Source organism: Vallitalea okinawensis (assembly GCF_002964605.1).
Lineage (GTDB): Bacteria > Bacillota > Clostridia > Lachnospirales > PQDH01 > Vallitalea_A > Vallitalea_A okinawensis.
In genome coordinates this window covers 299240-322549 of record NZ_PQDH01000007.1, presented here as the reverse complement: position 1 = coordinate 322549, position 23310 = coordinate 299240, and the positions used below count along the sequence as shown (strand labels likewise).

23 protein-coding genes are annotated in these 23310 nt (G+C 34.9%); 19 read left to right on the top strand and 4 right to left on the bottom strand.

Annotated features, from left to right (window positions below; translation table 11 throughout):
• Positions 1-18 precede the first annotated feature (18 nt).
• The 7 genes from C1Y58_RS18875 (at position 19) to C1Y58_RS18845 (ending at position 5401) form a co-directional block, all read left to right on the top strand.
• Positions 19-1128: an aldo/keto reductase gene (locus C1Y58_RS18875; protein WP_105617817.1), complete on the top strand. Its 1110-nt coding sequence runs from the start codon at positions 19-21 to the stop codon at positions 1126-1128.
• Positions 1129-1272: 144 nt separating this feature from the next.
• Positions 1273-2643 carry an MATE family efflux transporter gene (locus C1Y58_RS18870; RefSeq protein ID WP_157950199.1) on the top strand — a complete coding sequence of 457 codons (1371 nt, stop codon included), beginning with the start codon at positions 1273-1275 and terminating at the stop codon, positions 2641-2643.
• A gap of 7 nt (positions 2644-2650) precedes the next feature.
• Positions 2651-3127: a MarR family winged helix-turn-helix transcriptional regulator gene (locus tag C1Y58_RS18865; RefSeq protein WP_105617814.1), complete on the top strand. Its 477-nt coding sequence runs from the start codon at positions 2651-2653 to the stop codon at positions 3125-3127.
• Between the two features lie 54 nt (positions 3128-3181).
• Positions 3182-3808, top strand: a complete 627-nt coding sequence (locus C1Y58_RS18860) for an HAD-IA family hydrolase (RefSeq protein ID WP_105617812.1) — start codon at positions 3182-3184, stop codon at positions 3806-3808.
• 207 nt (positions 3809-4015) lie between these two features.
• Positions 4016-4222, top strand: a complete 207-nt coding sequence (locus C1Y58_RS18855) for a TetR/AcrR family transcriptional regulator (RefSeq protein ID WP_105617810.1) — start codon at positions 4016-4018, stop codon at positions 4220-4222.
• Between the two features lie 54 nt (positions 4223-4276).
• The gene (locus C1Y58_RS18850; protein ID WP_105617809.1) at positions 4277-4636 is read left to right on the top strand and encodes a hypothetical protein; all 360 of its coding nucleotides are present in this window, start codon (positions 4277-4279) and stop codon (positions 4634-4636) included.
• A 12-nt stretch (positions 4637-4648) separates the two neighbouring features.
• Positions 4649-5401, top strand: coding sequence for an alpha/beta fold hydrolase (locus C1Y58_RS18845; RefSeq protein WP_105617807.1), 753 nt, complete (start codon positions 4649-4651; stop codon positions 5399-5401).
• A gap of 88 nt (positions 5402-5489) precedes the next feature.
• Here C1Y58_RS18845 and C1Y58_RS18840 read toward each other — a convergent pair whose 3' ends face one another.
• The gene (locus C1Y58_RS18840; protein ID WP_242985433.1) at positions 5490-6332 is read right to left on the bottom strand and encodes a creatininase family protein; all 843 of its coding nucleotides are present in this window, start codon (positions 6330-6332) and stop codon (positions 5490-5492) included.
• Between the two features lie 285 nt (positions 6333-6617).
• Here C1Y58_RS18840 and fliB point away from each other — a divergent pair, with 285 nt between their 5' ends.
• A complete protein-coding gene (gene fliB, locus C1Y58_RS18835) occupies positions 6618-7859 on the top strand; it encodes a flagellin lysine-N-methylase (RefSeq protein WP_105617806.1) in 1242 nt (413 codons plus the stop codon).
• A 25-nt stretch (positions 7860-7884) separates the two neighbouring features.
• Here fliB and C1Y58_RS18830 read toward each other — a convergent pair whose 3' ends face one another.
• Genes C1Y58_RS18830 through C1Y58_RS18820 form a run of 3 tightly spaced genes read right to left on the bottom strand, consistent with a single transcriptional unit; the run spans position 7885 to position 9999 of the window.
• Positions 7885-8634, bottom strand: coding sequence for an alpha/beta fold hydrolase (locus C1Y58_RS18830; RefSeq protein ID WP_105617804.1), 750 nt, complete (start codon positions 8632-8634; stop codon positions 7885-7887).
• A gap of 11 nt (positions 8635-8645) precedes the next feature.
• Complete coding sequence (locus C1Y58_RS18825; RefSeq protein ID WP_105617803.1) at positions 8646-9380, bottom strand: alpha/beta fold hydrolase; 735 nt, start codon at positions 9378-9380, stop codon at positions 8646-8648.
• Positions 9367-9999, bottom strand: a complete 633-nt coding sequence (locus C1Y58_RS18820) for a TetR/AcrR family transcriptional regulator (RefSeq protein ID WP_170311634.1) — start codon at positions 9997-9999, stop codon at positions 9367-9369. The genes C1Y58_RS18825 and C1Y58_RS18820 overlap by 14 nt, the downstream gene beginning before the upstream one ends.
• 340 nt (positions 10000-10339) lie before the next feature.
• On the opposite strand from C1Y58_RS18820, the gene C1Y58_RS18815 reads away from it, so the two are divergent.
• The 11 genes from C1Y58_RS18815 to C1Y58_RS18765 all read left to right on the top strand — a co-directional run bounded on the left by C1Y58_RS18815 (position 10340) and on the right by C1Y58_RS18765 (position 23178).
• Complete coding sequence (locus C1Y58_RS18815) at positions 10340-13096, top strand: hypothetical protein (protein WP_105617799.1); 2757 nt, start codon at positions 10340-10342, stop codon at positions 13094-13096.
• A 436-nt stretch (positions 13097-13532) separates the two neighbouring features.
• A complete protein-coding gene (gene eutS, locus C1Y58_RS18810) occupies positions 13533-13880 on the top strand; it encodes an ethanolamine utilization microcompartment protein EutS (protein ID WP_105617798.1) in 348 nt (115 codons plus the stop codon).
• A 69-nt stretch (positions 13881-13949) separates the two neighbouring features.
• On the top strand, positions 13950-14399 hold the full coding sequence (locus C1Y58_RS18805; protein ID WP_105617796.1) for a EutP/PduV family microcompartment system protein: 450 nt from the start codon (positions 13950-13952) through the stop codon (positions 14397-14399).
• A 127-nt stretch (positions 14400-14526) separates the two neighbouring features.
• The gene (locus tag C1Y58_RS18800) at positions 14527-15105 is read left to right on the top strand and encodes an ANTAR domain-containing response regulator (protein WP_105617794.1); all 579 of its coding nucleotides are present in this window, start codon (positions 14527-14529) and stop codon (positions 15103-15105) included.
• 33 nt (positions 15106-15138) lie between these two features.
• Positions 15139-16548, top strand: a complete 1410-nt coding sequence (locus C1Y58_RS18795) for a sensor histidine kinase (protein WP_105617793.1) — start codon at positions 15139-15141, stop codon at positions 16546-16548.
• Positions 16549-16766: 218 nt separating this feature from the next.
• Positions 16767-18200, top strand: a complete 1434-nt coding sequence (gene eutA, locus C1Y58_RS18790) for an ethanolamine ammonia-lyase reactivating factor EutA (protein WP_105617791.1) — start codon at positions 16767-16769, stop codon at positions 18198-18200.
• Positions 18201-18255: 55 nt separating this feature from the next.
• Positions 18256-19620: an ethanolamine ammonia-lyase subunit EutB gene (locus C1Y58_RS18785; protein ID WP_105617856.1), complete on the top strand. Its 1365-nt coding sequence runs from the start codon at positions 18256-18258 to the stop codon at positions 19618-19620.
• Positions 19621-19634: 14 nt separating this feature from the next.
• Complete coding sequence (gene eutC, locus C1Y58_RS18780; protein WP_242985432.1) at positions 19635-20507, top strand: ethanolamine ammonia-lyase subunit EutC; 873 nt, start codon at positions 19635-19637, stop codon at positions 20505-20507.
• A gap of 16 nt (positions 20508-20523) precedes the next feature.
• Complete coding sequence (eutL, locus tag C1Y58_RS18775) at positions 20524-21177, top strand: ethanolamine utilization microcompartment protein EutL (protein ID WP_105617790.1); 654 nt, start codon at positions 20524-20526, stop codon at positions 21175-21177.
• A gap of 11 nt (positions 21178-21188) precedes the next feature.
• Positions 21189-21728, top strand: coding sequence for a BMC domain-containing protein (locus C1Y58_RS27280; protein ID WP_105617788.1), 540 nt, complete (start codon positions 21189-21191; stop codon positions 21726-21728).
• A gap of 1 nt (position 21729) precedes the next feature.
• Positions 21730-23178, top strand: coding sequence for an acetaldehyde dehydrogenase (acetylating) (locus C1Y58_RS18765; RefSeq protein ID WP_105617786.1), 1449 nt, complete (start codon positions 21730-21732; stop codon positions 23176-23178).
• Positions 23179-23310: the final 132 nt, after the last annotated feature.

Sequence of the window (23310 nt, the reverse complement as noted above, 5' to 3'; positions counted from 1 at the left end):
ATTAGGGAGGTGTAGGTAGTGTTAAAAAGAAGGTTGGGTAAGACAGATCTTGAACTATCTATTATTGGTTTTGGTGGCTTTCATTTACTTGAGATAGCTTCCAATGAAGCTAAGACATTATTAAATGCTTATCTGGATGCTGGAGGAAACTATATTGAGACTGCTGCTAGTTATGGAAATGGAATGTCCGAGTATAAGATAGGAGAAGCAGTTTCCAGTAGGAGAAATGAGTTTTATTTAGCAACAAAAACTGGCGATCGTGGGAAAAAGGAAGCTATGCAATCACTAGAGGATAGCTTAACAAGGCTTAAAACAGATTATGTGGATGTTCTTTTTATTCATGGATTACAGAAGCAGGAGGAATTAGAGCAAATATTAGGACCAGATGGAGCATTAGAAGCCTTTGAAAAGGCTAAGAAGGATGGTAAAGTCAGACATATAGCTATCAGTTCACACGGTAGACCTAACACATTATATAAAGCCCTTCAATCCTATCCTTTTGACTTATTTATGACAGGAATGAACTATTATGATAAGTTTAATTATCCTCAGCTAGAAAATGAGATTATTCCATATGCTTTAGACGAAAATATAGGTATGTTAGCTATGAAATCATTAGCTGATGGTTATTTATATCGAAGTGTGGAAAATGCATTGAAGTATTCATTATCCTTACCAGTTACCAGTGTTGTTATGGGGATTAATAATATGGAGCAACTGAAGAAAGATATTGAGTTAGCACAAACATTTAAGACATTGACTTCAGAGGATAAACAGCAGATCTATGACAACGCGCCTGAATTAGGTGATTATGTCTGTAGATTATGTGGTAAATGTATAACAGATGATTTTGATCCTACAGAGATATTTTTATTAGAAGGTTTATATGATAGACAAATGGATAATAAAATAGTTGATGATACAGCTCTCTATGCCTTACGTGAAAGATTAAAACACTGGTTCGGTCAAAAAGATGAAGCATTGAAAGAGTATAGTATTGGAGAAACAGTTATAGACATTAACAAAGATTATTCCTACTTAAATCAAGTATGTCCTTATGGTATTGATATCGATAAAAAATTAAAGATATGCCATGAAAAGTTAAGTAATGCAGAGTATATATATTGATATTTAAATGAAGAAGACCTTATGGTCTTTTTTATTGCAGTAAATTTAGTTAGAAAAATAACTACTTTACATGGAAGTCAAACTGTGTTAAACTAATAGTTAGAAATCAAACTACTAGAAACTGACATGAGAAGGAGTGATGATATGGATAAAACAGCAGAATTAGGAACTAAATCCATAGGGAAACTATTAGCACAGTATTCTATTCCAGCAGTTATAGCAATGTTGGTGAATGCCATATATAATGTGATAGATCGCATATTTATTGGTCAATATGCAGGGGAAGAAGCTTTGGCAGGATTGACTATAGCCTTCCCCATTATGATGATTATATTTGCGTTTGCAAGTCTGATCGGTGCAGGAGGCGCATCTTTATTATCTATACGCCTTGGTGAAAAAGATGAAAAGGGTGCTAGCCATGTATTTGGTAATACATTAAGTTTTGGTATTATAGTAACGATTATAACGTTAGTAGGTATATCCACTAATCTTGAAAGCTTACTTGGAATATTTGGAGCAACGGATGATGTACTTGACTACTCCTTGACATATATGACAATTATCATCGGTGGCTTTATCTTTCAAATGATTTCATTTATTTTAAATAGTTCAGTTAGAACTGAAGGACAACCAATATTATCGATGATTGCTATGATGTCATCAGCAATTACTAATATTGTTCTTGATTATATTTTTATAGGACTATTAGGTTGGGGTGTTGCTGGGGCTGCTTATGCGACTATTGCAGGGCAATTTGTCGGACTTGGAATTTTACTTAGTTTTTATTTGAAAGGTAAAAGTCACCTTCATCTTGAATTGAAAGATTTTGTACCTGACATCAAAATAATTGGAAAGATAATAAGCATTGGATTTGCTACTTTTATATCAACTATGGGGACCAGTATTGCAATGACATTTTTAAACCGTGGGTTAGCAGAATACGGCGGGACCGCTGCTATTACATCAATGGGTGCCATCAACAGTTTATATACTTTCTTTATTATGCCAATCATGGGTATAACACAAGGTATGCAGCCGATTATTGGTTATAACCATGGGGCCAATAATAGAGGTAGGGTCAATAAAACTCTAAAGTTAGGTATACTGATTGGAGTATCATTCTCAAGTATTGTATTTCTAATATTACAGGTATTTCCTAACACCTTTGTAACAATGTTTTTAGAAGCCGGTTCATCAACTGTTGATATTGCCATTAATGGTTTGAGAATCTTTATGTTAATGTTACCTCTATTGAGCATTAACTTATTAGGAGTTGCTTATTTCCAAGCTATTGCAAGAGGCAAAATGTCTATAGTTCTTGGGATGTTGAGACAATTTATATTCTTATTACCATTGCTATTTTTTTTACCACAGTTTTTTGGATTAAACGGTGTATGGGCAGCTACACCTATAGCTGATTGTCTTGCAGTTATGGTTACTGTGATAGTATTGCTTAAAGATTCTAAAAATGATACTATTAAGAATAATAGTATGAATAATATTGTTTTGGAGTGATAAAGTAATGACTATAGATGAAGAAATTATTTTTGAATTAAGAGCAAACCTAGAACATGTAATAATTAAACAGTTTGTAGGTAACTATGATATGCCTGAAGGTTTGAATCAAACGCATATGATAACATTAATTGTGTTATACTTTAATGGGTCAGCACCCATGTCTGATTTAAGTCAGAAATTAAATATTGAAAAAGGTTCATTTACACCTGTTGCTAATAAACTTATACAATTAGATTATATTAAAAAAGAACGTAACGAAGTCGATAAGCGAGTTTATGAATTAAGCTTAACAGACCAAGGAACAGAGGTTGCTAAAAAGTTTGCAACAAGCCATATTGAATATATCAAGGATTTAGTAGGTACTCTGGATAATGAGCAAAAAGATAGCTTTTTTAATGCAGTGAGTATGGTAAACGAAGTACTTAAAGGGTTTTCAAATAATGTTGGGATTGTAAACTGTAAACAAGTTAATAATGATTAATTGATGGATCCCTTAGATCATATTAGATCTAGGGGATTTTTGAGGAGGTAGAAAATGTTTAAGCATATAATTTGGGATTTTGATGGAACATTATATGATACCTATCCAACTATTACTCTTTCTTTCAAAAAGGCATTAGAGCATATGGGTATTGTGGAGGATCATAATATGGTATCGTCTATGGTAAAGGTAGCTGAGGCTCATGCTTTAGATTATTATGAAAGGGTATATAAAATAGACCGAAAAGCGCTAAAAGAAAAGTACGATACCTTTAGGAAAGAAGTTCAATTAATGGATGTCAAACCTTTTCCATCTGTAGATGCAATCTGTAAAGATATTGTAATAGCTAAGAAGTATAATTACATATATACAAATAGAGGTAAGTCTATTATTGATCATTTAGATCACTTTGATCTGCTACAATACTTTACGGATATCATTCGTCGTGAGAATAACTTTGCTAGAAAACCAGCTCCTAATGCACTCTTATATCTGTTGGATAAACATAAAATGAATCCGCTCGAAGTAATCATGATAGGCGATAGAGATATTGATATACTAGCTGGAAAGAATGCTGGTATAAGAACCTGTTATTTTGACTTTGACAATGAGAAAAAGGTTGAAATTGCTGATTATACAGTTAATGATATGAAAGAGTTATATGGTATTATTGGATTATAAAATATAAATGGTATTATTAAGATGATAGATAAATAGCAGTAAAACTCAAAACTAGTTATGTGGGATGTTCATAGGAGGCATTGAGGATTTAAGCAATTAAAAAACATTCTGCTCCACTTATGTAATTGATAAGTGGGGTTGTTTTTTTTAGTCATTCTGTAATAATTATAACTAATAGAACTGACCCAGTCAGAAAGGAGTTAATCTATGGCATGTCTTTTTGAGAAATTGGATAGAAAAAAGCAGGAAAGAATTATTAATGCAGCATTACATGTTTTTTCTGTAAATGATTATAAGAATGCTCTGACAGATGATATTGCAGCAAAGGCAGAAATTTCAAAAGGTTCTTTATTCCAGTACTTTAAAAATAAGCTATCATTATACCTCCACTTATACAACTTTTCTTTAGAGTAGCTAAGTAAAGTTATTGATGAGCAGTTTGATTTTAAGGAAAAAGATTACTTCAAGTTGGTACATCAAAGTCTATTACTTAAAATTGCCCTTTATAAAGAGTATCCTTATCTATCTCAATTTATTATTAAAGCAAACGAAGAATTAAATCCGGAAATTGCTGAGGCTATATATAATATTAATCAAAGAAAAAAGAATAATTATCTTGGGCAAATTTTTGAGAATGTTGATTATAGTAAGTTTAAAGAGGGGACAGATATAGACGATTTATTCAAAATGATTGAGTGGTGCGGTGATGGCATTTGGAATGAAGGTATAAATAGCAATCATTCAGTAGATAGAATGTATCAGCAGGCTATAAAAATGATTGATTTCTTCAAGCAGGCGGTGTATAAACAAGAATACTTTGAAAGATAGGGGGAGAGGAGAATGCGTTTTTTAGAATTCGGAAATAAAGAAAATAAAGCAATTATTCTTATACATGGGTACAGTATATCATGGAAAATGTGGATACCTCAAATAGATGTGTTTAGTCAAGAATATTTCATTATAGTTCCAATATTAGATGGGCATGACACAGAGAATAGTTCTACATTTACGACTGTTGAAAAAGCAGCTACGGATATAATAAACTATGTGATTCAAATATACGGGAACCACATATTCGCTGTATGTGGTGCATCTCTTGGTGCAACGATAGGGATAGAGATACTTGCCCAAAATCGACTTAACATTGACAAAGCCATCATCGATGCTGGACCAGTGGTACCAACGAATAAATTGCTATTAAAGCTGATCATACTATTCCGATATCAACAAGCTCATGGCATGAAAAAAGGTAGTAAGTCTATTGATTACATGCTTAATCAAACGAATTACCCAAAGGGAATGAATGATGAGATTAAAAAGGTTGGAGGTAATATGTCAGATGAAAGTTGTAGGAATGTACATAGATCAGCTTTCAGATATTCAATACCAGCTTCGCTCAAAAATGTTAAAACTGAGATAGCTTATTGGTACGGGTCAAAAGAGCCTAAGTTTATGAAAAAATATGCTAAGGCTATCTTAAGGTTAAAACCAAATGCTCATATTAAAGTTTTTGAAGGATATGCCCACGGAGAAATGTGTATTGGTGATCCAGAATTTTACATAGATCAAGCAACTGCTTTTTTTCAGTTATAAGCTGTACTGAATAACATAATAATGTTATAGTTGATCTAGAAAAGACACGTCTCAGGTAACTTGAGTACGTGTCTTTTTCTATCGGTACTTATTCTAAAGTTTTACTTATAAGTTCTACTAATTCTAATGATGTAGCATCAACAAAGTTTCTAGCATCATCCATTCGAATATTAGATGGATCACCACAGTAGCCTAAAGGTGTTACTTCTTTTGCCTTTTTTCCACCTTGCCGCCACTTTTCAAATAATTCTATGGTTGTCTTAGAAGACTTTAGTTCTCTTGCAAGGGGTTCATCCACTAAATCATCAAAATCCATTAGCATTAAGCTGGTTTCTAATCCACCACCATGGCAATCGATATATGTAGGAGTTGTATTAACTTTATCTGTAGTATTTTCTTTAATATCTTCTCTGCGCTTAGCCAGTATGTATGGTTCATCACCATTTAATCCACATCGTTTTTGATGGAATTCTGACATCAGAAAATATACCTCTAAAGTTAAGTTTGACTGATAAATTTCTTCTACTATTTCAATAATTGTTTTTACATGTTTAAGGTCACCATGTAGATTATAGAGATAGACCTTTTTAAATCCCCAATTAGCTAAGCACTCCATACTATCTTTTAATAGAGCTTTCATTGTATCAACTTTCACAGTAAATGAACCTGTAAACCCATCTGTAATTGAATTGATTCCCCAATAAAAAGGTGGGGCTAATACAGAGGGGATAGCCATCTCCGTAAGCTTTTGCTGTGTATGCCTAAACATAGAGTAGGCGATATAGGTGTCAGTGCCTAGTGGTAAATGAGGTCCATGCTCTTCAATGACTCCGATTGGGAATAATACAACAGCTTCCTTTTTTATTAATTTTTCAACTTCAGTGAATGACATATCTGCCATCGTATCTTTGAAAATTGAATAGTTTTTCACTAGAATGCCTCCTTAGATATTAAGCTAAATATAGGAAAGGAGAAGATTTAGCTTAAATAATGCTTAATATTATACTACAAATTCAAAAATTTCACTACACTGGCATTAAAAAAGCAATCTGTAAAGATATTTTTAATTAGAATGACATCTAACTTAAGAATGCTATTTGAATTGTGTAAGAACTAAATATCTGATATGATAATAATTAAATTATGTGGATGATATATGTCTGTGAAGAGGTAGTAGAAGATAGATGATAGTTATAAGGGAAGGAATTTTTCAAATATGAATAGTAATAAAGAATATAGTGTATTACAACCAAAATATTATAGAGAGTTTCAGTGTGATCCAACTAGATGTTTGGAAACATGCTGTGAAAGATGGAAGATTACAATTGATAAAAGTACTTATCAAAAATATATAAAATCTGATAATGCTATTATTAAAGATATCGTTGCTTCGGGGCTTTCCAAAAATCAAGACTCAAAAAGTGATGATGATTTTGGAATTATTAACCTTGACAAAGACATGGAATGCCCTTTTTTAAATAAAGACGGATTTTGCGAAGTCATAATTAATATGGGAGAAAGCTGTTTATCAAAAACATGCAAAAACTATCCACGAGCTACATTTATGATAAATGATGTCATAGAACGTGGCTTACAAATGTCCTGTTCAATTGCTGCTGAACTGGCATTACTCAATGAAAATGGAATGGAATTTGAAAGAACTAAGGCTACTATTAATCCTAATGATATATTTATAAATTCTATGAACATAGATGAGTCTGACTGTATTAAAATATATATTGAAATTAGAGCTTTAATTATTGAAATTTTACAAAATAGGAAGATAGGACTAAATGAAAGAATTGTTACTGTAGGTAACTTCTTGAATCAGATAGTTGTGCATAAGAAATTTCCAGATTTTAATTATGAAGAAATACTTTCTTTGGTAGATGAAACAAGAAAATCATTGAGTGATAATAACTTCATATCAAGACTTAAAAGTGATCCGATTCAATATAAAGATCAGTTTAATATATTAAACTCTATATTAGCCATGAAATTTAGTGAAGGTAATGGTATAGCAACCGCTTCTAAAAGATATATTGAGTGTTTATGGCCAGTTCTTGATGCTTTTGATAACATAAAGGATTCAACTATTGCAACATTTTATAAAGGTAATTTTGAAAAGTATCTAAAACCCTATTTAAATGAAAAAGAATTTATCTTAGAAAATTTTCTAGTGAATTATGTGTTTATATATCGTGATGAGCTTTTTCAAATCGATAAACTATGGCATTTTTACATAAAGTTATGTGTGGTGTATGGTTTGATTAAGTTTAACTTAATTGGTTTAGCAACTTATTATAAAGGTATGGATGATGAATTGGTACTAAAATTAATTCAATCTCTAACAAAAACAATCATTCCTGATGATAATTATTTAAATTCTGTTGTCAACTATCTAGAAGAAATAAAAGTTACTGAACTTTCAAAGTTGCATACTCTCATTATGAGTTAATTCATAATGAGAGTATTATGCTTTCTTATGATATCAGTTCGCGTAACAGTCCAATGTATCTATCAGGTGAAGCTATGGAAAGTTCACCGTGGGCGAAGTTCTTTATACAGACCAATCTTGCAGACGGTATAGTTTCGCTGATTAGTACAGCGGATTTTCTAAAAACCTTCGCTTCCTTTTCGCCGCATACTACAAGGGATTTAGCTTTGATTGATTTTGCACTATCCTTTAGTTCGTATGCATAAGCAATCCTCAAAAGATTACTCAGTGAACTTGTGGACATGTTGGAAATTATCCTTTTTGCCAGTTCCATCATTTTGGAATCGTGGTATCTTCTATCCATCCACTTACGGATAATAGGGCTATCGGAAACCGTCATTTTCATAGCTATTTTTCCAAGCCAAACTATCCAAGCAATACCCAACTTGTTGTAAGGGATTGTAGGGGTTGATTCGATAAAGGCATATTCTGCGAAATCATTTCTGAGGCTTAATATTTCTACTACAAGCATACCACCCAAGGATGCCCCGCCTAAAAGAAAAACCTTTTTAATGCTTCTTCTATCAAAGAAATCGAAGATCTCCATCGCCTCCTGTTCAGGAGAGACAAAATCCGACTTCGAATCTAAATTGTGTCCATTTAGAACGGGAACAATAACATGGTAATCAGTTTCTAATGCTTTTATCTGAGCTTCCCACATTTCCCATGAGGCACAAGCACCGTGGATTAGTACGATTATTTTTTCATTATGTACGCCAAACTCTTTCATTTCCATACAATCACTCCTCAACGAATTCCCAAAAACTCTTCAATGTTCTTTCTAAAAACGTCTTTATTAGTGAGAGGATTATCATGTCCCATACCTTTAAGATACTTTACGCTACAATCAGGGCTCATTTTCTTTATCCAACTGGCTGAGTCCCTCATGCTTTTAATATCCTTTTGTGCATATACTAGTGTTATGTATACACTGCTTCTGCCAATCGCCATACACTCGCTCTGCAAAGGTATCTCTTTATACCAACGAGGGATATTATCCTTTTCCATTTTTGGCCATGTAGCTAGAAAAAAATCCCGTTGCTCTGGTGGATATTTAAGAAACATGTTAAGAAGCCTAGCTACAAATTTAGTCTTGATAAGTCCAGCAAATTTTGTTACACCTTTTGCCCATTTGTAATTGATTTGATGGTCGGGTACTACCCAAGGGCTGCTAATAAATGCCTTATCTATAAGTTCGGGAGCCTCACATACAAGAGTGACACAAAGACAAGCTCCAAGTGAGTGGCCAATAATACTTACCTTATCTTTCTCCAGCCCCGTGATAATCTTAATGATCTCCTCTTTTACTTCATTGTAGTGATAAGTTTTTTCAACTTCCATTCCAGACCCGTTCATATGGGGAATAATGAGATGATACCTACTCTTGAGGTCATATAAATTTACAAATGCGTCCACTAAACCAGCTGGATGCAGGAGTACTAGTGTAGGGTTTTCTTTTGAACCGTATTCAGCGTAATACATTGATAAACACCTCTTTATAATAATGCATTTTCAGCGAATCCAATAGGGTTTGAAATTCCTTTACTACTTCCTGGGGATGCTCAAATATCCGATTCATATTTTTGTAGGTATAGCCCTCCGCAATCCATGTAATAATGTCGATAAGCTTGTCAATTTCATTGGGATTTTTAAATTTTGAAATGTCAATACTTAGCTTTATGTCTTCCTTGGTGTCAATGAGCATTTTTCCGTAAAGTTTACTTATTTCATTCTGTATCGATTCATCCCTTTCGTAATATGCCCTTCCAATAAACTGGTATAGATATGGATATTCTGCGGAAAGCTCAACTTTCCGTTTCATTTCAAATGACATCCTTTCAAAGAAATCCTTACTTTGATTCTCTTGTTGTTGATGTATAATTTGGAGATTTAGATACTCAACGGCATGTGTGAACAAGTAGAGGTAATAACCCTTTTTATTAGTAAAGTAATGAAACAGTAGTGACTTGGACATGCAGGCCTCTTCAGCAATCATGGATGTAGGTGCTTTTTTGTAAGGATAAGTAGAGAATACCTTATATCCAGCGCTTAGTATCCTTCTTTGCTTTTCTAGTGGTAGCTTTAAAAATTTATTATTCATTAGAGCACCTTCTTTCATAGACCAAAACGGTCAATGGGTTCTATTTCATACTAAACCCATTGACCGTTTTTGAGAAGACCCTATTTCAAATTTGGCATTATAACCTTTGCATTCCATTAAAAGAAAGCATACCTATGAGTTGACTGTTCAATGATTATACTATTAATTGACTATCATCTTAGAAAAAGAAAAAAGTTCATATACCTATATGCTTACTACTATAAAGTCAATAGTTATATGATTTGATATGTAATAATACCAGTAGTTGACATACGTGTTCAATCTTTCATATAATCTTTAATATGAGGGTGTTTAAATAATAAATAAAGGAGGGGAAGTTTTGAACCTAAGAGAAAAGAACATGCTGTTCACAAGTGAATTGAAAAAGCTTTACGATAATCACTATATTGACATAGAAGACTATAATAAAATTGGAAAAGCCCATTTTGATTATTGTGTTAAGCTGAGTGAAAAAAGTGTTAATGAACAAAAAGCAGAAGCTGAAAACAAAGTAATAACAAAAGTAGACGTTAAAAAAGTCAAGACATCAGAGGAAATCAGAAATAGAAATATTACAGTGATCTTGTCAATAGGTGTAATGATGGTCATATTAGCTGGTTTAATTTTTGCAACCAGCAGTTGGAATAGTTTTACAAATGGCGCAAAGGTTATAATGCTTTGTTTATTCTCGCTGTTTTTCTTCGGAATCAGTCATATCACTGACAAGAAGCTACATGTACATCAAACAGCCTCAGCTTTTTGGTTTCTAGGATGTATATCACTACCTATAGTTGTTCTTGCACTTGGAGCACTTGGGTTGTTAGGAGAGTCATTAACCCTAGCTTCAAAAGGAAGGTTTTGGTTATTATCACTTGTAACATTAGTTGGTATTCCAATCAATGTTTATAGTAGTATTAAGTTTAAGAACACATTATATGCCTGGTTTTCCTATCTATTTCTTGTCTTATTTGGGTTATTTCTTTTTCCAGCACTGCGGATTCCAAGAGAGTGGATATTCTTGTTTGTAGCAATATTCCATGGCTTGTTGACTTATTATGTGTTGAGGAATAAGAGTAATGAACGATATCATTACTTAGTAAAAGCTTATATCGACTTAGCACCTATACTTATCATGATAACATCTTATACGAGCTTAATCATCAAGGATGGTACACTGGGTTCAGCAGATCTAAGTAATGGAGCTTTTGTTGTATTTGGCATAGGTTTTATAGTTCTAGCCATTGATTATATGCTTCTATCAATTGTCGTTCAAGGTACATACGCTGAAAAGGTTAGTGGTTATCTTTCTCCTATTCTTATAGCCATAGGTATTTTGATAGCTTCAAGAATAGGTGATGATGAGTATATTTCCTTTAACAGCTTTATATTATTTGGGTTAGGCTGTATGTTATATGGTATCTATTTATTCGCTCCATTGAAATTAATTGAGAAGTATAAACCAGCCTACGGTATATGTGCTATGTTCCTTATCCTTATGGGGTGGATCACAGCCTTAGCGGATGAAATGTTTGTCTTACAACTTGTGCTAGCGCTTATCGTATCAGTTATCTTATACATTACTTATTTATTAAAAGAAAATGAAATTATAAGGTGGTTCATTAAGATTAGCTTGCCTATTATCCTTGCATTAGGTATTTTTGTATCTGTTCATGAAATAATCTATGAACCTCTTAATGATTATTTTATATCAGTGAGTTTAGGTGTTGTTTTACTGATCACCACAGGAATAGGTCTTTTACTACGTTACCTTAATAAGAAAAGAGCTTTGGAGGATGACATTTCAGCAGCCTTTTGGCCAGTATCCTTATTTATGAGTTTCATAGGGATTCTAGCGCTTATATATGAAAATAACTTTATGAATACTCAAGACATACAATTGATTATTCTTCCTTTTTCTATGCTACTCATTTATTTTTATCATTTCATAAGATCTAAGATCACAAAAGTTCCAAATATGTATATAATACTCGTAACGTTATTCATAATACTCAATCAGTTACTTTTGATCATGGATATACAATTGCCGTTGATATTAAACTTGATCAGCCTTTATGGAGTAGGATTAATGATAGTCGCATATATCGTAAAGCATCAATGGAAGAGATGGATTTATTACTTTGCTCTTATTTTATCGGTAGTTGGTTTATTATTGATGGGAATGGACATTCCTTATGAAGGAGGTCTAACAGGGATGTGGAATTTCTTCATTATAGTCATCATGTGTGGAATTCTCATAGTATCTCTGCATAAGTTTAGAATGTCCTATCTCAATATTATTCCTCTAGCCATATTTGCTATAATGATAATGGAGTATTTAGACTTACTCATTACAACCCCATGGCTGTATATTGCATCCGTAATTGTCATAGTCTATTTATTGATATTTTTAGGTAGATGGCAGTATATAAAAGTGGATAAACTCAAGAGATATAAACTGGAATGGTACTCTCTAATTAGTTTTATTTTACTACTAGGACTTTTTACTGATGTCATAAAAGAAGAGTATATGGTACTGAGAATCATTACAGCTTTGTCTTTTGTTATCTTCTTTGGAGCCCAAATAAGGCGTTATACTCATAAAGGGGCTATTAAATTATTTAAAGGACTTACATGGGCATCTGGATTAATCGGATTATTTACAATCTATGAATATATGTCAATACCGCACTTAATAGAAACAGAACTTTACGTTTTGCCTATTTTCCTTACAGCTTCTTTGATTATTCATTTTCTTTATAAAGAGCACTATGCTAAATTAAAGTATTTAGAATATAGTTTATTAACTATTACTACCCTTATATTATTTTTAGATATCATGCCCGATAAGACATTTGAAGGTATTCTATTTGGTGGACTGATGATTGGTATGATTATAATTGGCTTTTATAAGAAGCAGCGATTTTACTTTATATCAGCTATTGTATTTCTAGGTCTAGATGTTATCTACTTCACTAAAACATTCTGGCTGAGCATTCCTTGGTGGGTTTATTTATTGGTTGCAGGGCTCTTCTTAATCATCTTCGCAAGCATCAATGAGTATAAGAAAAGTAAAAAGAAAGATTCAGAGGTAGATTAAAATACCTCTCAATCTTTCCTGTATAGCCTCTTAGGCAGAGGGGAATCTCTTTTGCATTAACCCAAGCTTACTTTCTCTAAAAATTTTTGGGCAACATGCATTGAGTCAGTATAGATTTTGCTTGTTTCAAGAAATTGTTTACAAGAGACAGTTGATTTATTCACTGGTTTTTGTTATAATTTGATTAAACAATTCAATAAAGTTGATTACACAACGGCGTGTAATCCTAAAAGAGCAATGAGGCTCGCATAAAAACGATATAGGATAGCGTTTTTGGCGAGCTTTTTATTTTGTGTAGGAAAGTACTGCATTTTGCTCGCAAGAACCATATTTTCCTAACGAAAAAACTTCCAAAGGAAGACGTAGCGTAGCTACTTTTCATGTGTACAAATGTTTGTGCAGTAAGATATCAGTTAGTTTTGGAAAGGTTGATACGATGGAGCAAAGTAAACAAAGAGTTATACAAGAATATGTGCCAGGTAAACAGGTGACATTAGCTCATTTGATCGCTAACCCACAAAACAACATATACAAAAAAATAGGATTATCCGCCGAATACAGTGATGCTCTTGGAATTCTCACCATTACACCTAGTGAAGCAGCCATAATAGCAGCTGATGTAGCAACAAAAGCCGCTGGTATAGAGATAGGATTTGTTGATCGTTTTAGTGGTTCATTGATCATCGTTGGCGATGTATCCAGTGTGGAATCGGCATTGAAAGAGGTTTTAAATGTCCTTGAAAATGTGCTTGCCTTTACACCAGCTAAAATAACAAGATCATAGAGAATGTAAATATAGAACTTCCACTACAGAGCATAAATACAGACATAAGAAATAATGGGAGTGAATATAATGAGAAAGATAATATTGATTGGACGCTCAGGAAGTGGGAAATCAACATTAACACAAGTGATGAACCAACAAGAAATAGAATATAAAAAGACTCAAACAATGGAATACTATAATAGTATATTAGATACACCAGGTGAATATCTTGAAAACCCAAGGTTTTATAAGGCATTAATTACAGCATCTTATGATTGCGATGTGATTGGATTGGTATTAGATTGTACCGACGATAGGTCACTCTATCCACCTAATTTTGCATCCATATTTAATAAACCTACAATAGGTATTATTACTAAGATAGACCTCAAGCCGGACAATGTAACTTGGCATGAAGAGTGTTTACGGGCGGCTGGTGCTGAAGAAATATTTAGCGTTAGTTCCTATAATCATGAAGGCATTAATCAAGTACAAGAATATCTAACCAATAGCATGTTATACCATACCCTAAGATAACGTATGGTATAACTTGTAAAATACAACATGATAAACACAGGATAAGTGTGATGATAAATCACACTGTGGTTATGACTTAGCAAACAAAGTCATGACACATATTATGAATAGCTTTGGAGGAGAATATATGACTAAAAGGATAGTAATAGCCGATGATGAGCCTGTTACTAGAATGGATCTCTGCGAAATTCTTGAAGATGCTGGCTACAACGTAGTAGGATCAGCTTCTGATGGTTTTGATGCCATTGAATTGTGTCGAGAATTTAGACCTGATTTAGTCTTAATGGATGTGAAGATGCCACTGCTTAATGGTCTAAAAGCTACTAAGATTATTACAGAAGAACAGTTAACCAATTGTATAATCTTATTGACAGCCTATAGCGGACAAGAATTTATTGAAGAAGCTAAGAACCTAGGTGTGATGGGATATCTCGTAAAACCTATTAATGATAGGAACCTGCTTCCAGCCATTGAGATAGCCTTATCTAAGAGCAGGCAAATTGAAAACATTAAAAATGACGCTAAGAAAGCCAAACAGCAAGTAGAGGATCGTAAGTTTATTGAGAAAGCTAAAGGCGTTCTTATTAAAAATTACTGTATGTCAGAAGAGGATGCCTATAAAAAAATACGAAAACTGAGTATGAATAAGGGTCGTTCTATGAAAGACATTGCCCAGGCAATTATACTTAATGAAAAAAGCAGCTAAAGAAAAAAGGTGAAATAATTTGGAGTGAAGGGTATGATTGAAAAACTATGTGTAAAACATACGGATTTATCACAAAGTGACATTGAGAAGTTAATTAAAACTTCTGAGATGCTGCCGATGATTGCCGATTTAGTACGGGCCGACGTCTTCATTGATTGTCTTATCAAAGATTCAGATGTAGCCATTGTTGTAGCAGAAGCAAAACCCTCCATAGGAAAATCCATGTATGAATCATCAGTTGTAGGACAATTAGCCTATCGTGTTAATGAGCCAGCAGCTCTTCGAACACTAGAAGTGGGCATGGCAACCAGAGACTTAAAAGCCATTACCCAAGAAAATAAAACGGTCATACAAAATACCATACCGATCAAGAATAATAATAACAAAGTGATTGGGGTGCTCATCATGGAAATGGATGTGACCCAGCACTTAGCACAGTCGAGACAGATGGAAATTCTCTCAGAGACCACAGAGCACTTAAGTGAAACTCTTTTATCTTTCAAAGAGCAAGAAAGTAACATTACCCATCATGTGAATGAAGCCATTATTATATTTAATAACAAGAAGATAGCTACATATGCTAATCCAGGTGCTATTAAGCTTTACAATAAGTTAGGATATCGAGATAATATTGTTGGTATGAGCTTTGACAATTTGGTCCTTGGTGGTATATCTTTTGAGAAGATTTGGTCTGATTCTTCTTATGAGACCTGTGAAGTGACCATTGGCAACCTTTGTTTACAAACAAAATATGCATTTTTAAAGCATAAGGATAAAATTAATGGTGTTGTTATGTTTATCAAGGATAACACAGATGTAAAGGAGAAAGAAAAGGAACTGATTCTTAAGTCTGTGGTAATAAAAGAAATTCATCACCGTGTAAAGAATAACTTGCAAACCATAGCAAGCCTACTTAATCTTCAATCAAGACGTATTGATAATCAAGAGGTTAAGAAGTCTTTTAATGAAAGTATTAGTCGTATATTAAGCATAGCAGTTACCCATGAGTTGTTAGCTCAAAAAGGTGTGGATGATATTGATATTAAGACCATTCTATCTAAGCTAAAAGATACCACGGCGGTATATGGTATTTCACCGGATAAGAGAGTGCAGATTGAGGTAAAAGGCGACAGTGTTATTGTTAATAGTGATAAAGCAACATCCATAGCACTTGTAGTTAATGAACTTTTGCAGAATTCGGTGGATCATGCTTTTAAAGATCTAGATGAAGGTGCTATAGAGATTAGAATTCAGAAGGGTTCTCTGTATTCCAGTATATCGGTGATCGATAATGGAGTTGGATTTAATAAAGAATCTGTGAAAAGTGGAAGGCTGGGTCAGAAGATTGTAGAGCAGATAGTCAAGGATAAGCTATCTGGGCATTTGACAATTGAATCCAGTCTAGAAGGAACAAAGACCATGTTTGATTTTAAAAGTGAATAGTAAGTACAACGATGTACTTAGGAAGGCGACGAAGCCAAAGAGATATTAGTAAATAATATCTTTTTGGCTTCGTTGTTTTTTAAATCTACTATTTTACGTGACAAAGTCACTTTTATTCTAGCATAGGAAAGCTCATCTTACTCGCAAGGGATCAAATTTTCCTGTGCTTCCTGAAAACGAATACTTACTTTTCTGGTACTTGAAGGAGGTTGGTGGTAGTGGAACAGCAAATGTTGAGTGTTGGGATTGATATAGGGACGTCTACTACTCAGTTGGTGTTTAGTCGATTGTTAGTAAGAAATACAGCTAATATGGTAACTGTGCCTTGTATTAAAATTGTGGATAAAGAAGTCATTTATCAAAGTGAAATACATTTTACACCCCTTAGATCGGTGACAGAGATAGATGTGAAACAGGTTCGGCAGTTGATTGAAGAAGAGTATCATAAGGCAGGTGTCAAACCTTCTGAAGTGGATACAGGTGCAGTGATTATTACAGGTGAGACGGCTCGTAAGGAGAATGCTAGGGAAGTATTGAAGGTTCTTAGTGGATTAGCTGGGGATTTCGTTGTGGCTACTGCAGGACCTGTGCTAGAGGGAATTATTGCTGGTAAAGGCGCTAATGCAGCCAAAGTGTCTAAGGACCGGTCATGTTCTGTAGCCAATTTAGACATTGGTGGAGGTACGACGAATATTGCCGTATTCAAAAATGGTGATGTGATTGACACAGCTTGCTTGGATATTGGTGGCCGATTGATTAAATTAGATGGCAAAAACAGAAGAGTACTGTATGCTTCTCATAAGATTAAGTTATTAGGTGAGAGTATTGGTATTCATATCGAAGAAGGTAGAATCTTAGAGCAGGTGGAATTAGAGCTTATAACCGAACGGATGGCACAGTTGTTGGAAGAGGTAGTAGGTGTTAGAACTAAGACAGCTTTGCTTGATGTAATAGCAACAGATCATGACCTTAGACGGGATTATGATATTGATATTGTTACTTATTCTGGTGGAGTTGCTGACTGTGTGCAAATGATAGAAGAAGAGGACCTATTTCAGTTTGGTGATATTGGTATTTTGCTAGGGCAGGCCATAGCAAAGAGTGGTATTGATAAGAAAGTAGAAGTAGTAATGTCTGGAGAGACTATTCGAGCTACAGTAATCGGGGCAGGTACCCATACCACGGATATTAGTGGTAGTACTATTACTTTTTCTGAGGAAGCATTACCTCTAAAAAATATCCCTATATTAAAACTTACAGAAGAAGACGAAGCTTTACCTTTACATAGATTGCGTCAGATCATTTCTGACAAGTTAAAGTGGTTTCAGTTAGAGAGTGATGATCAGCACGTAGCTCTTGCTTTTCGGGGGCAGAAAAGTGCTAGTTTTCAATATATTACTGAGTTATCTAGGTGCATTATTGAAGGAATGGCAGAGACTATTAAGAAGGATAAGCCTCTGGTAATCATTATTCAGAATGACATGGCAAAAGTCCTTGGTCAAACGTTAAGAACCCATCTTAATTTTAAGAAAGATGTGGTTTGTATAGATTCAGTACAGGTTGACAATGGTGATTATATTGATATTGGTCATTCCATAGCTAATGGTAATGTTGTCCCTGTAATTGTAAAAACACTGTTACTAAGTTACTAATGGCAATAATTTATTAAATTAACACTTATATAGCCATGAAGAAGGGAGAGAAATGATGAGACTTAAAACAAAGCTTTTTGGAACTGTATATCAGTTCGACAATGTAACGCAAGTGCTTGCAAGAGCCAATGAAGAGAAATCTGGTGATAAGCTAGCAGGTATTGCAGCCAGCTCAGTAACCGAAATGATTGCAGCAAAAGAAGTATTAAGTAACATGACACTTGAGAACCTTAGAAATAACCCAGTAGTACCCTATGAAAAAGATGAGGTAACACGTATTATTCAAGATGCTGTTAATGAGAAAATCTATAACAGTGTCAAAAATTGGACAGTAGCTGAACTAAGAGAGTGGATTCTTGATCAGAATACCACAGGGGCAGAGATCCGTCGTGTTAGTAGAGGTTTGACAAGTGAGATGGTAGCAGCTGTAACTAAGATTATGTCTAACTTAGACCTGGTATACGGTGCTAGCAAGATAAGAGTAACAGCTCATTGTAATACGACTATTGGTCTTCCTGGTACATTGGCTTTTCGTCTACAGCCTAACCATACAACAGATGATCTTGATGGAATTATGATTTCATTATTAGAAGGTCTTAGCTATGGTGTTGGAGATGCTGTAGTAGGTCTTAACCCGGTTAATGATACTGTAGAGAGTGTTAAGAACGTCCTTAAAATGTTTGAAGATCTTAAGCAGAAATGGCAGATTCCAACACAAAACTGTGTACTTGCTCACGTAACAACACAGATGGAAGCTGTTAAGCAAGGAGCTCCAGCTGATATGATATTCCAAAGTATTGCTGGAACGGAGAAAGCTAATGAAGCATTTGGTGTTACAGGACAGCTATTAGCTGATGCCGAAGAACTCATGCTAAAAGAAGGGACATCAACAGGTCCTAATGTGATGTATTTTGAAACTGGTCAAGGATCAGAGCTATCATCAGAAGCACATCATGGCGTAGACCAAGTTACCCTTGAGGCAAGATGCTATGGTTTTGCTAAGAAGTTCAATCCATTCCTAGTAAATACAGTAGTTGGTTTCATTGGTCCCGAGTACTTATACGATAATAAGCAAGTTATCCGTGCAGGTCTTGAAGATCATTTTATGGGTAAATTAACAGGTATTCCAATGGGGGTAGATGCATGTTATACCAACCATATGAAGGCAGATCAGAATGATATAGAGAACCTAGGTGTGTTATTAGCAGCAGCAGGTTGTAACTATTTCATGGGTATCCCTAATGGCGATGATATTATGCTTAACTACCAATGTACTGGATATCATGAAGCACCATCCCTCAGACAAGTTCTTAATTTAAGACCTATTAAAGAATTTGAGCAGTGGTTGGAGAAAATGGGGTTATATGAAAACGGTAAGTTAACAGCAAAAGCTGGAGATGCATCAATTTTCTTGAAGTAGAAGGAGGGATATGAGTGATTTCTGAAAACCAGATCAAAAGTATGATTGAAGATATATTAAGTAAGATGGAAGCGGAAGCTCCAGTAGCTAAGGAAGAAGCTCCAGTATGCACACCTATTGACGATGCTAATATACCTGATATAACAGCTTTAGAAACCAATAAAATATTTAATGTTCCAAATCCAGAGAACGAAGATGCATACATGAAGTTAAAAGAAAGAACACCTGCTCGAGTAGGTATATGGAGAGCTGGTCCAAGATATAGAACAGAGACGTTACTTCGGTTCAGAGCAGACCATGCTGTAGCCCAAGATGCTGTATTCAATAACGTATCTGATGAATTCATCAAGGATATCGGAGAGTTCTCAGTAAATACGGTATGTAAGGATAAGGATGAGTATCTTACACGTCCTGACCTTGGTAGAAAGTTTGATGAAGAAGCTATTAAAACGTTGAAAGAGAAGTGCAAGGCAAAGCCGCGTGTACAGATTTATGTATCTGATGGACTAAGTTCTACAGCAGTTGAAACCAATGCTAAGGATGCAATTATGGCAATTCAGCAAGGATTGAGAGCCTATAACATTGAGATGGGCACACCTTTCTTTGTTAAGTACGGTCGTGTTCCAGCCATGGATGCAGTATCTGAAGTACTGGATGCAGAGGTAACAGTAGTACTTATTGGTGAAAGACCGGGACTTGCAACAGGTGAAAGTATGAGTTGTTACATGGCTTACAAGGCGACAGTTGGTATGCCGGAATCCAATCGTACAGTCATTTCAAATATTCATAAAGGTGGTACACCGGCTGCAGAAGCAGGAGCACATATAGCAGATATTATTAAGAAAATGCTTGATAACAAAGCAAGCGGTTTAGACTTAAAACTATAAGAGAGGTGAATAGATAATGAGAAATGATCCATTACGTGCAGCGGTTTTAAGTGTGAAGCTCATTCCTAGTCTTGATAAAGAGATGGCTAAGAAACTTGAGCTTCCAGAAGGACACAGAAGCATCGGTTTGATGACTACAGACTGTGATGATGTAGGTTATACAGCACTTGACGATGCTACGAAGAAAGCAGATGTAAAAGTGGTTTATGCAAAATCATTCTATGGTGGGGCAGCTAATGCCAATACCAAGTTAGCAGGAGAATTTATCGGTATTCTCTCAGGCCCAAGCCCAGCAGAAGTTAGAAGTGGACTTAACGCAGCTGTGGATTTTATTGAGAATGATGCATGTTTCTATAGTGCTAATGATGATGATTCCATCGCTTATTATGCACATTGTGTATCTCGTACAGGTTCTTATCTATCTGAGACAGCAGGCGTTGAAGAAGGGCATGCACTTGCCTATCTTATAGCACCTCCAATCGAATCCATGTACGCTCTTGACGTTGCCCTTAAGGCAGCAGATGTTCAGTTAATGGAATTCTTTGGACCTCCTTCAGAGACCAACTTTGGCGGTGGATTGCTAACAGGTAGTCAATCAGCATGTAAGGCGGCATGTGATGCATTTGCTGATGCTGTCAAATTTGTTGCAGATAATCCAAATAAATATTAATTGGTGATATTATGTTAAAAAAGGCGCTTGGTTTTATAGAGACCTATGGTTACGTTGGTGCTATCGAAGCAGCAGATTCTTGCTTAAAGGCAGCAGATGTTAAACTAATCAATTGCCAATTTGCTGGTAAAGGTCTTGTAACCATCATTGTAGAAGGGGATGTTAGTTCAGTAAAAGCATCCATTGATGCTGGCGCGACTGCAGCAGAGAGTATAGGTCAGGTGGTAGGTATTAATGTCATAGCAAGACCAGGAGATGGTCTTGAGAAGATATGCCTTACTCAAAAGTCAGCTGAAGTTCCCCAAGAGGTTGTAAGTGAACAAGTTGATGCTATCAGGGCAGATTCAAAATCAGCAACTTCTTTTGTTTATTGTGAAGGTGAAAAGATACCTTTTGACAACATCGAGACCTTTCAGACTATGAAAGTGGTGGAGTTACGTAAGATAGCTAGACAAGTAAAAGATATTAGTATTAAGAAAGATCAGATTAAATATGCTAAGAGAGATGAATTATTAGAGGCAATAAAAAAAGCTATAGAGGAGGTGGATTAGAATGTTCATAGAAGACAAAGATCTACAGTCTGTTCAGGAAGCTAGAATACTAATTCGCCAGGCAAAAGAAGCTCAGAAGGTTTATGCTCAGTTGGATATGGCGACCATTGATAGTATTGTGAAGAAAGTGGCGGATGCTGCATTAGGAGCTTCAGAAAGCTTAGCCAAGATGGCAGCTGAAGAAACAGGCTTTGGAAAATGGCAGGATAAAGTGCAGAAAAACATTTTAGCTAGTGAGAAACTATATGATTTTATCAAAGACATGAAGACATTAGGCGTTATACATGAAGAGAGGGAAAAGAAGATCGTTGAGATAGGAACACCAGTTGGTGTTATCACAGCTCTTGTACCATCAACCAACCCAACATCTACAACTATCTATAAAGCGCTAATAGCTCTTAAGTCAGGTAATGCTGTTATTTTCAGTCCACATCCAAGCGCTATTGGCTGTATTACAAAAACTGTTGAAATTATTAACAATGTACTTGATGGACTAGGTGTGCCAGTAGGATTAATTAGCTGCTTGAGTATTCCAACATTACAAGGTACCAATGAATTAATGAAGAATAAAGATGTATCCTTAATACTAGCTACTGGTGGTTCTGCAATGGTTAAAGCTGCATACAGTTCAGGTACGCCAGCTCTTGGAGTAGGACCAGGTAATGTACCAGCCTATATTGAGAAGAGTGCTGATATCAAGATGGCTGTTAAACGTATCATTGCTAGTAAGACTTTTGATAACGGCACAATATGTGCATCAGAACAATCTATTGTAACGGATAAAGCAATAGCTGAAGAAGTAAAGAAGACATTCATCGATCAAGGTGGTTACTTCTTAACAGGAGAGAAGTTAGATAAGGTTGTTGCAATCATGGAAAGACCTAATGGTGGTATGAATCCTAAAATTGTTGGTAGGTCAGCAAAAGACTTGGCGAGAATCGCTGGCATTGATATTCCAGAGGGTACCAAAGTGTTGATTTGTGAAGAAAAAGGTATTGGCAGACAGTACCCATTTTCTAAAGAGAAGTTAACATCACTCCTTGGATTCTATACAGTTAATGATTGGTTAGAAGGCTGTGAAGTATGTTTTAAACTTTTAGAAAATGATGGTATGGGGCATACCTTGGTTATTCATTCTAGAGATGAAGAGGTCATTCGAGAATTTGCTCTTAAAAAGCCTGTATCAAGATTATTGGTTAATACACCATCGTCGCAAGGAGCTGTTGGTATAACAACAAACCTTGCACCATCCTTAACATTAGGTTGCGGAGCTGTTGGTGGAAGTGCTACATCTGATAATGTAACACCTATGAATCTGGTGAATATTCGACGCTTGGCATATGGTGTGAACGATCTAGGACTTGATCAGGAAGAACCTGTTAAGAGTATGGATGTAGATATTCAACTCATTACCAAATTAGTAATGGAACAATTGAAAAAGTATTCATAAAGGCATAACATACATAAATAAGCCCTGGGCTTAAGTTATGAGTGACATGGATTCTTAAGTGTAATATTACACTATAATATTGCATAGCAAGAATAGAGTATGATGAATTATATAAATGAAAATAAAAGATTA

Bases quoted from the DNA above. Each gene is read 5' to 3' on its own strand.
- C1Y58_RS18870 (WP_157950199.1), top strand. From the start codon at position 1,273: ATGGATAAAACAGCAGAATTAGGAACTAAATCCATAGGGAAACTATTA.
- C1Y58_RS18865 (WP_105617814.1), top strand. From the start codon at position 2,651: ATGACTATAGATGAAGAAATTATTTTTGAATTAAGAGCAAACCTAGAA.
- C1Y58_RS18860 (WP_105617812.1), top strand. From the start codon at position 3,182: ATGTTTAAGCATATAATTTGGGATTTTGATGGAACATTATATGATACC.
- C1Y58_RS18855 (WP_105617810.1), top strand. From the start codon at position 4,016: ATGGCATGTCTTTTTGAGAAATTGGATAGAAAAAAGCAGGAAAGAATT.
- C1Y58_RS18845 (WP_105617807.1), top strand. From the start codon at position 4,649: ATGCGTTTTTTAGAATTCGGAAATAAAGAAAATAAAGCAATTATTCTT.
- fliB (WP_105617806.1), top strand. From the start codon at position 6,618: ATGAATAGTAATAAAGAATATAGTGTATTACAACCAAAATATTATAGA.
- C1Y58_RS18830 (WP_105617804.1), bottom strand. From the start codon at position 8,634: ATGGAAATGAAAGAGTTTGGCGTACATAATGAAAAAATAATCGTACTA.
- C1Y58_RS18825 (WP_105617803.1), bottom strand. From the start codon at position 9,380: ATGTATTACGCTGAATACGGTTCAAAAGAAAACCCTACACTAGTACTC.
- C1Y58_RS18820 (WP_170311634.1), bottom strand. From the start codon at position 9,999: ATGAATAATAAATTTTTAAAGCTACCACTAGAAAAGCAAAGAAGGATA.
- eutS (WP_105617798.1), top strand. From the start codon at position 13,533: ATGGAGCAAAGTAAACAAAGAGTTATACAAGAATATGTGCCAGGTAAA.
- C1Y58_RS18805 (WP_105617796.1), top strand. From the start codon at position 13,950: ATGAGAAAGATAATATTGATTGGACGCTCAGGAAGTGGGAAATCAACA.
- C1Y58_RS18800 (WP_105617794.1), top strand. From the start codon at position 14,527: ATGACTAAAAGGATAGTAATAGCCGATGATGAGCCTGTTACTAGAATG.
- C1Y58_RS18795 (WP_105617793.1), top strand. From the start codon at position 15,139: ATGATTGAAAAACTATGTGTAAAACATACGGATTTATCACAAAGTGAC.
- C1Y58_RS18785 (WP_105617856.1), top strand. From the start codon at position 18,256: ATGAGACTTAAAACAAAGCTTTTTGGAACTGTATATCAGTTCGACAAT.
- eutL (WP_105617790.1), top strand. From the start codon at position 20,524: ATGAGAAATGATCCATTACGTGCAGCGGTTTTAAGTGTGAAGCTCATT.
- C1Y58_RS27280 (WP_105617788.1), top strand. From the start codon at position 21,189: ATGTTAAAAAAGGCGCTTGGTTTTATAGAGACCTATGGTTACGTTGGT.
- C1Y58_RS18765 (WP_105617786.1), top strand. From the start codon at position 21,730: ATGTTCATAGAAGACAAAGATCTACAGTCTGTTCAGGAAGCTAGAATA.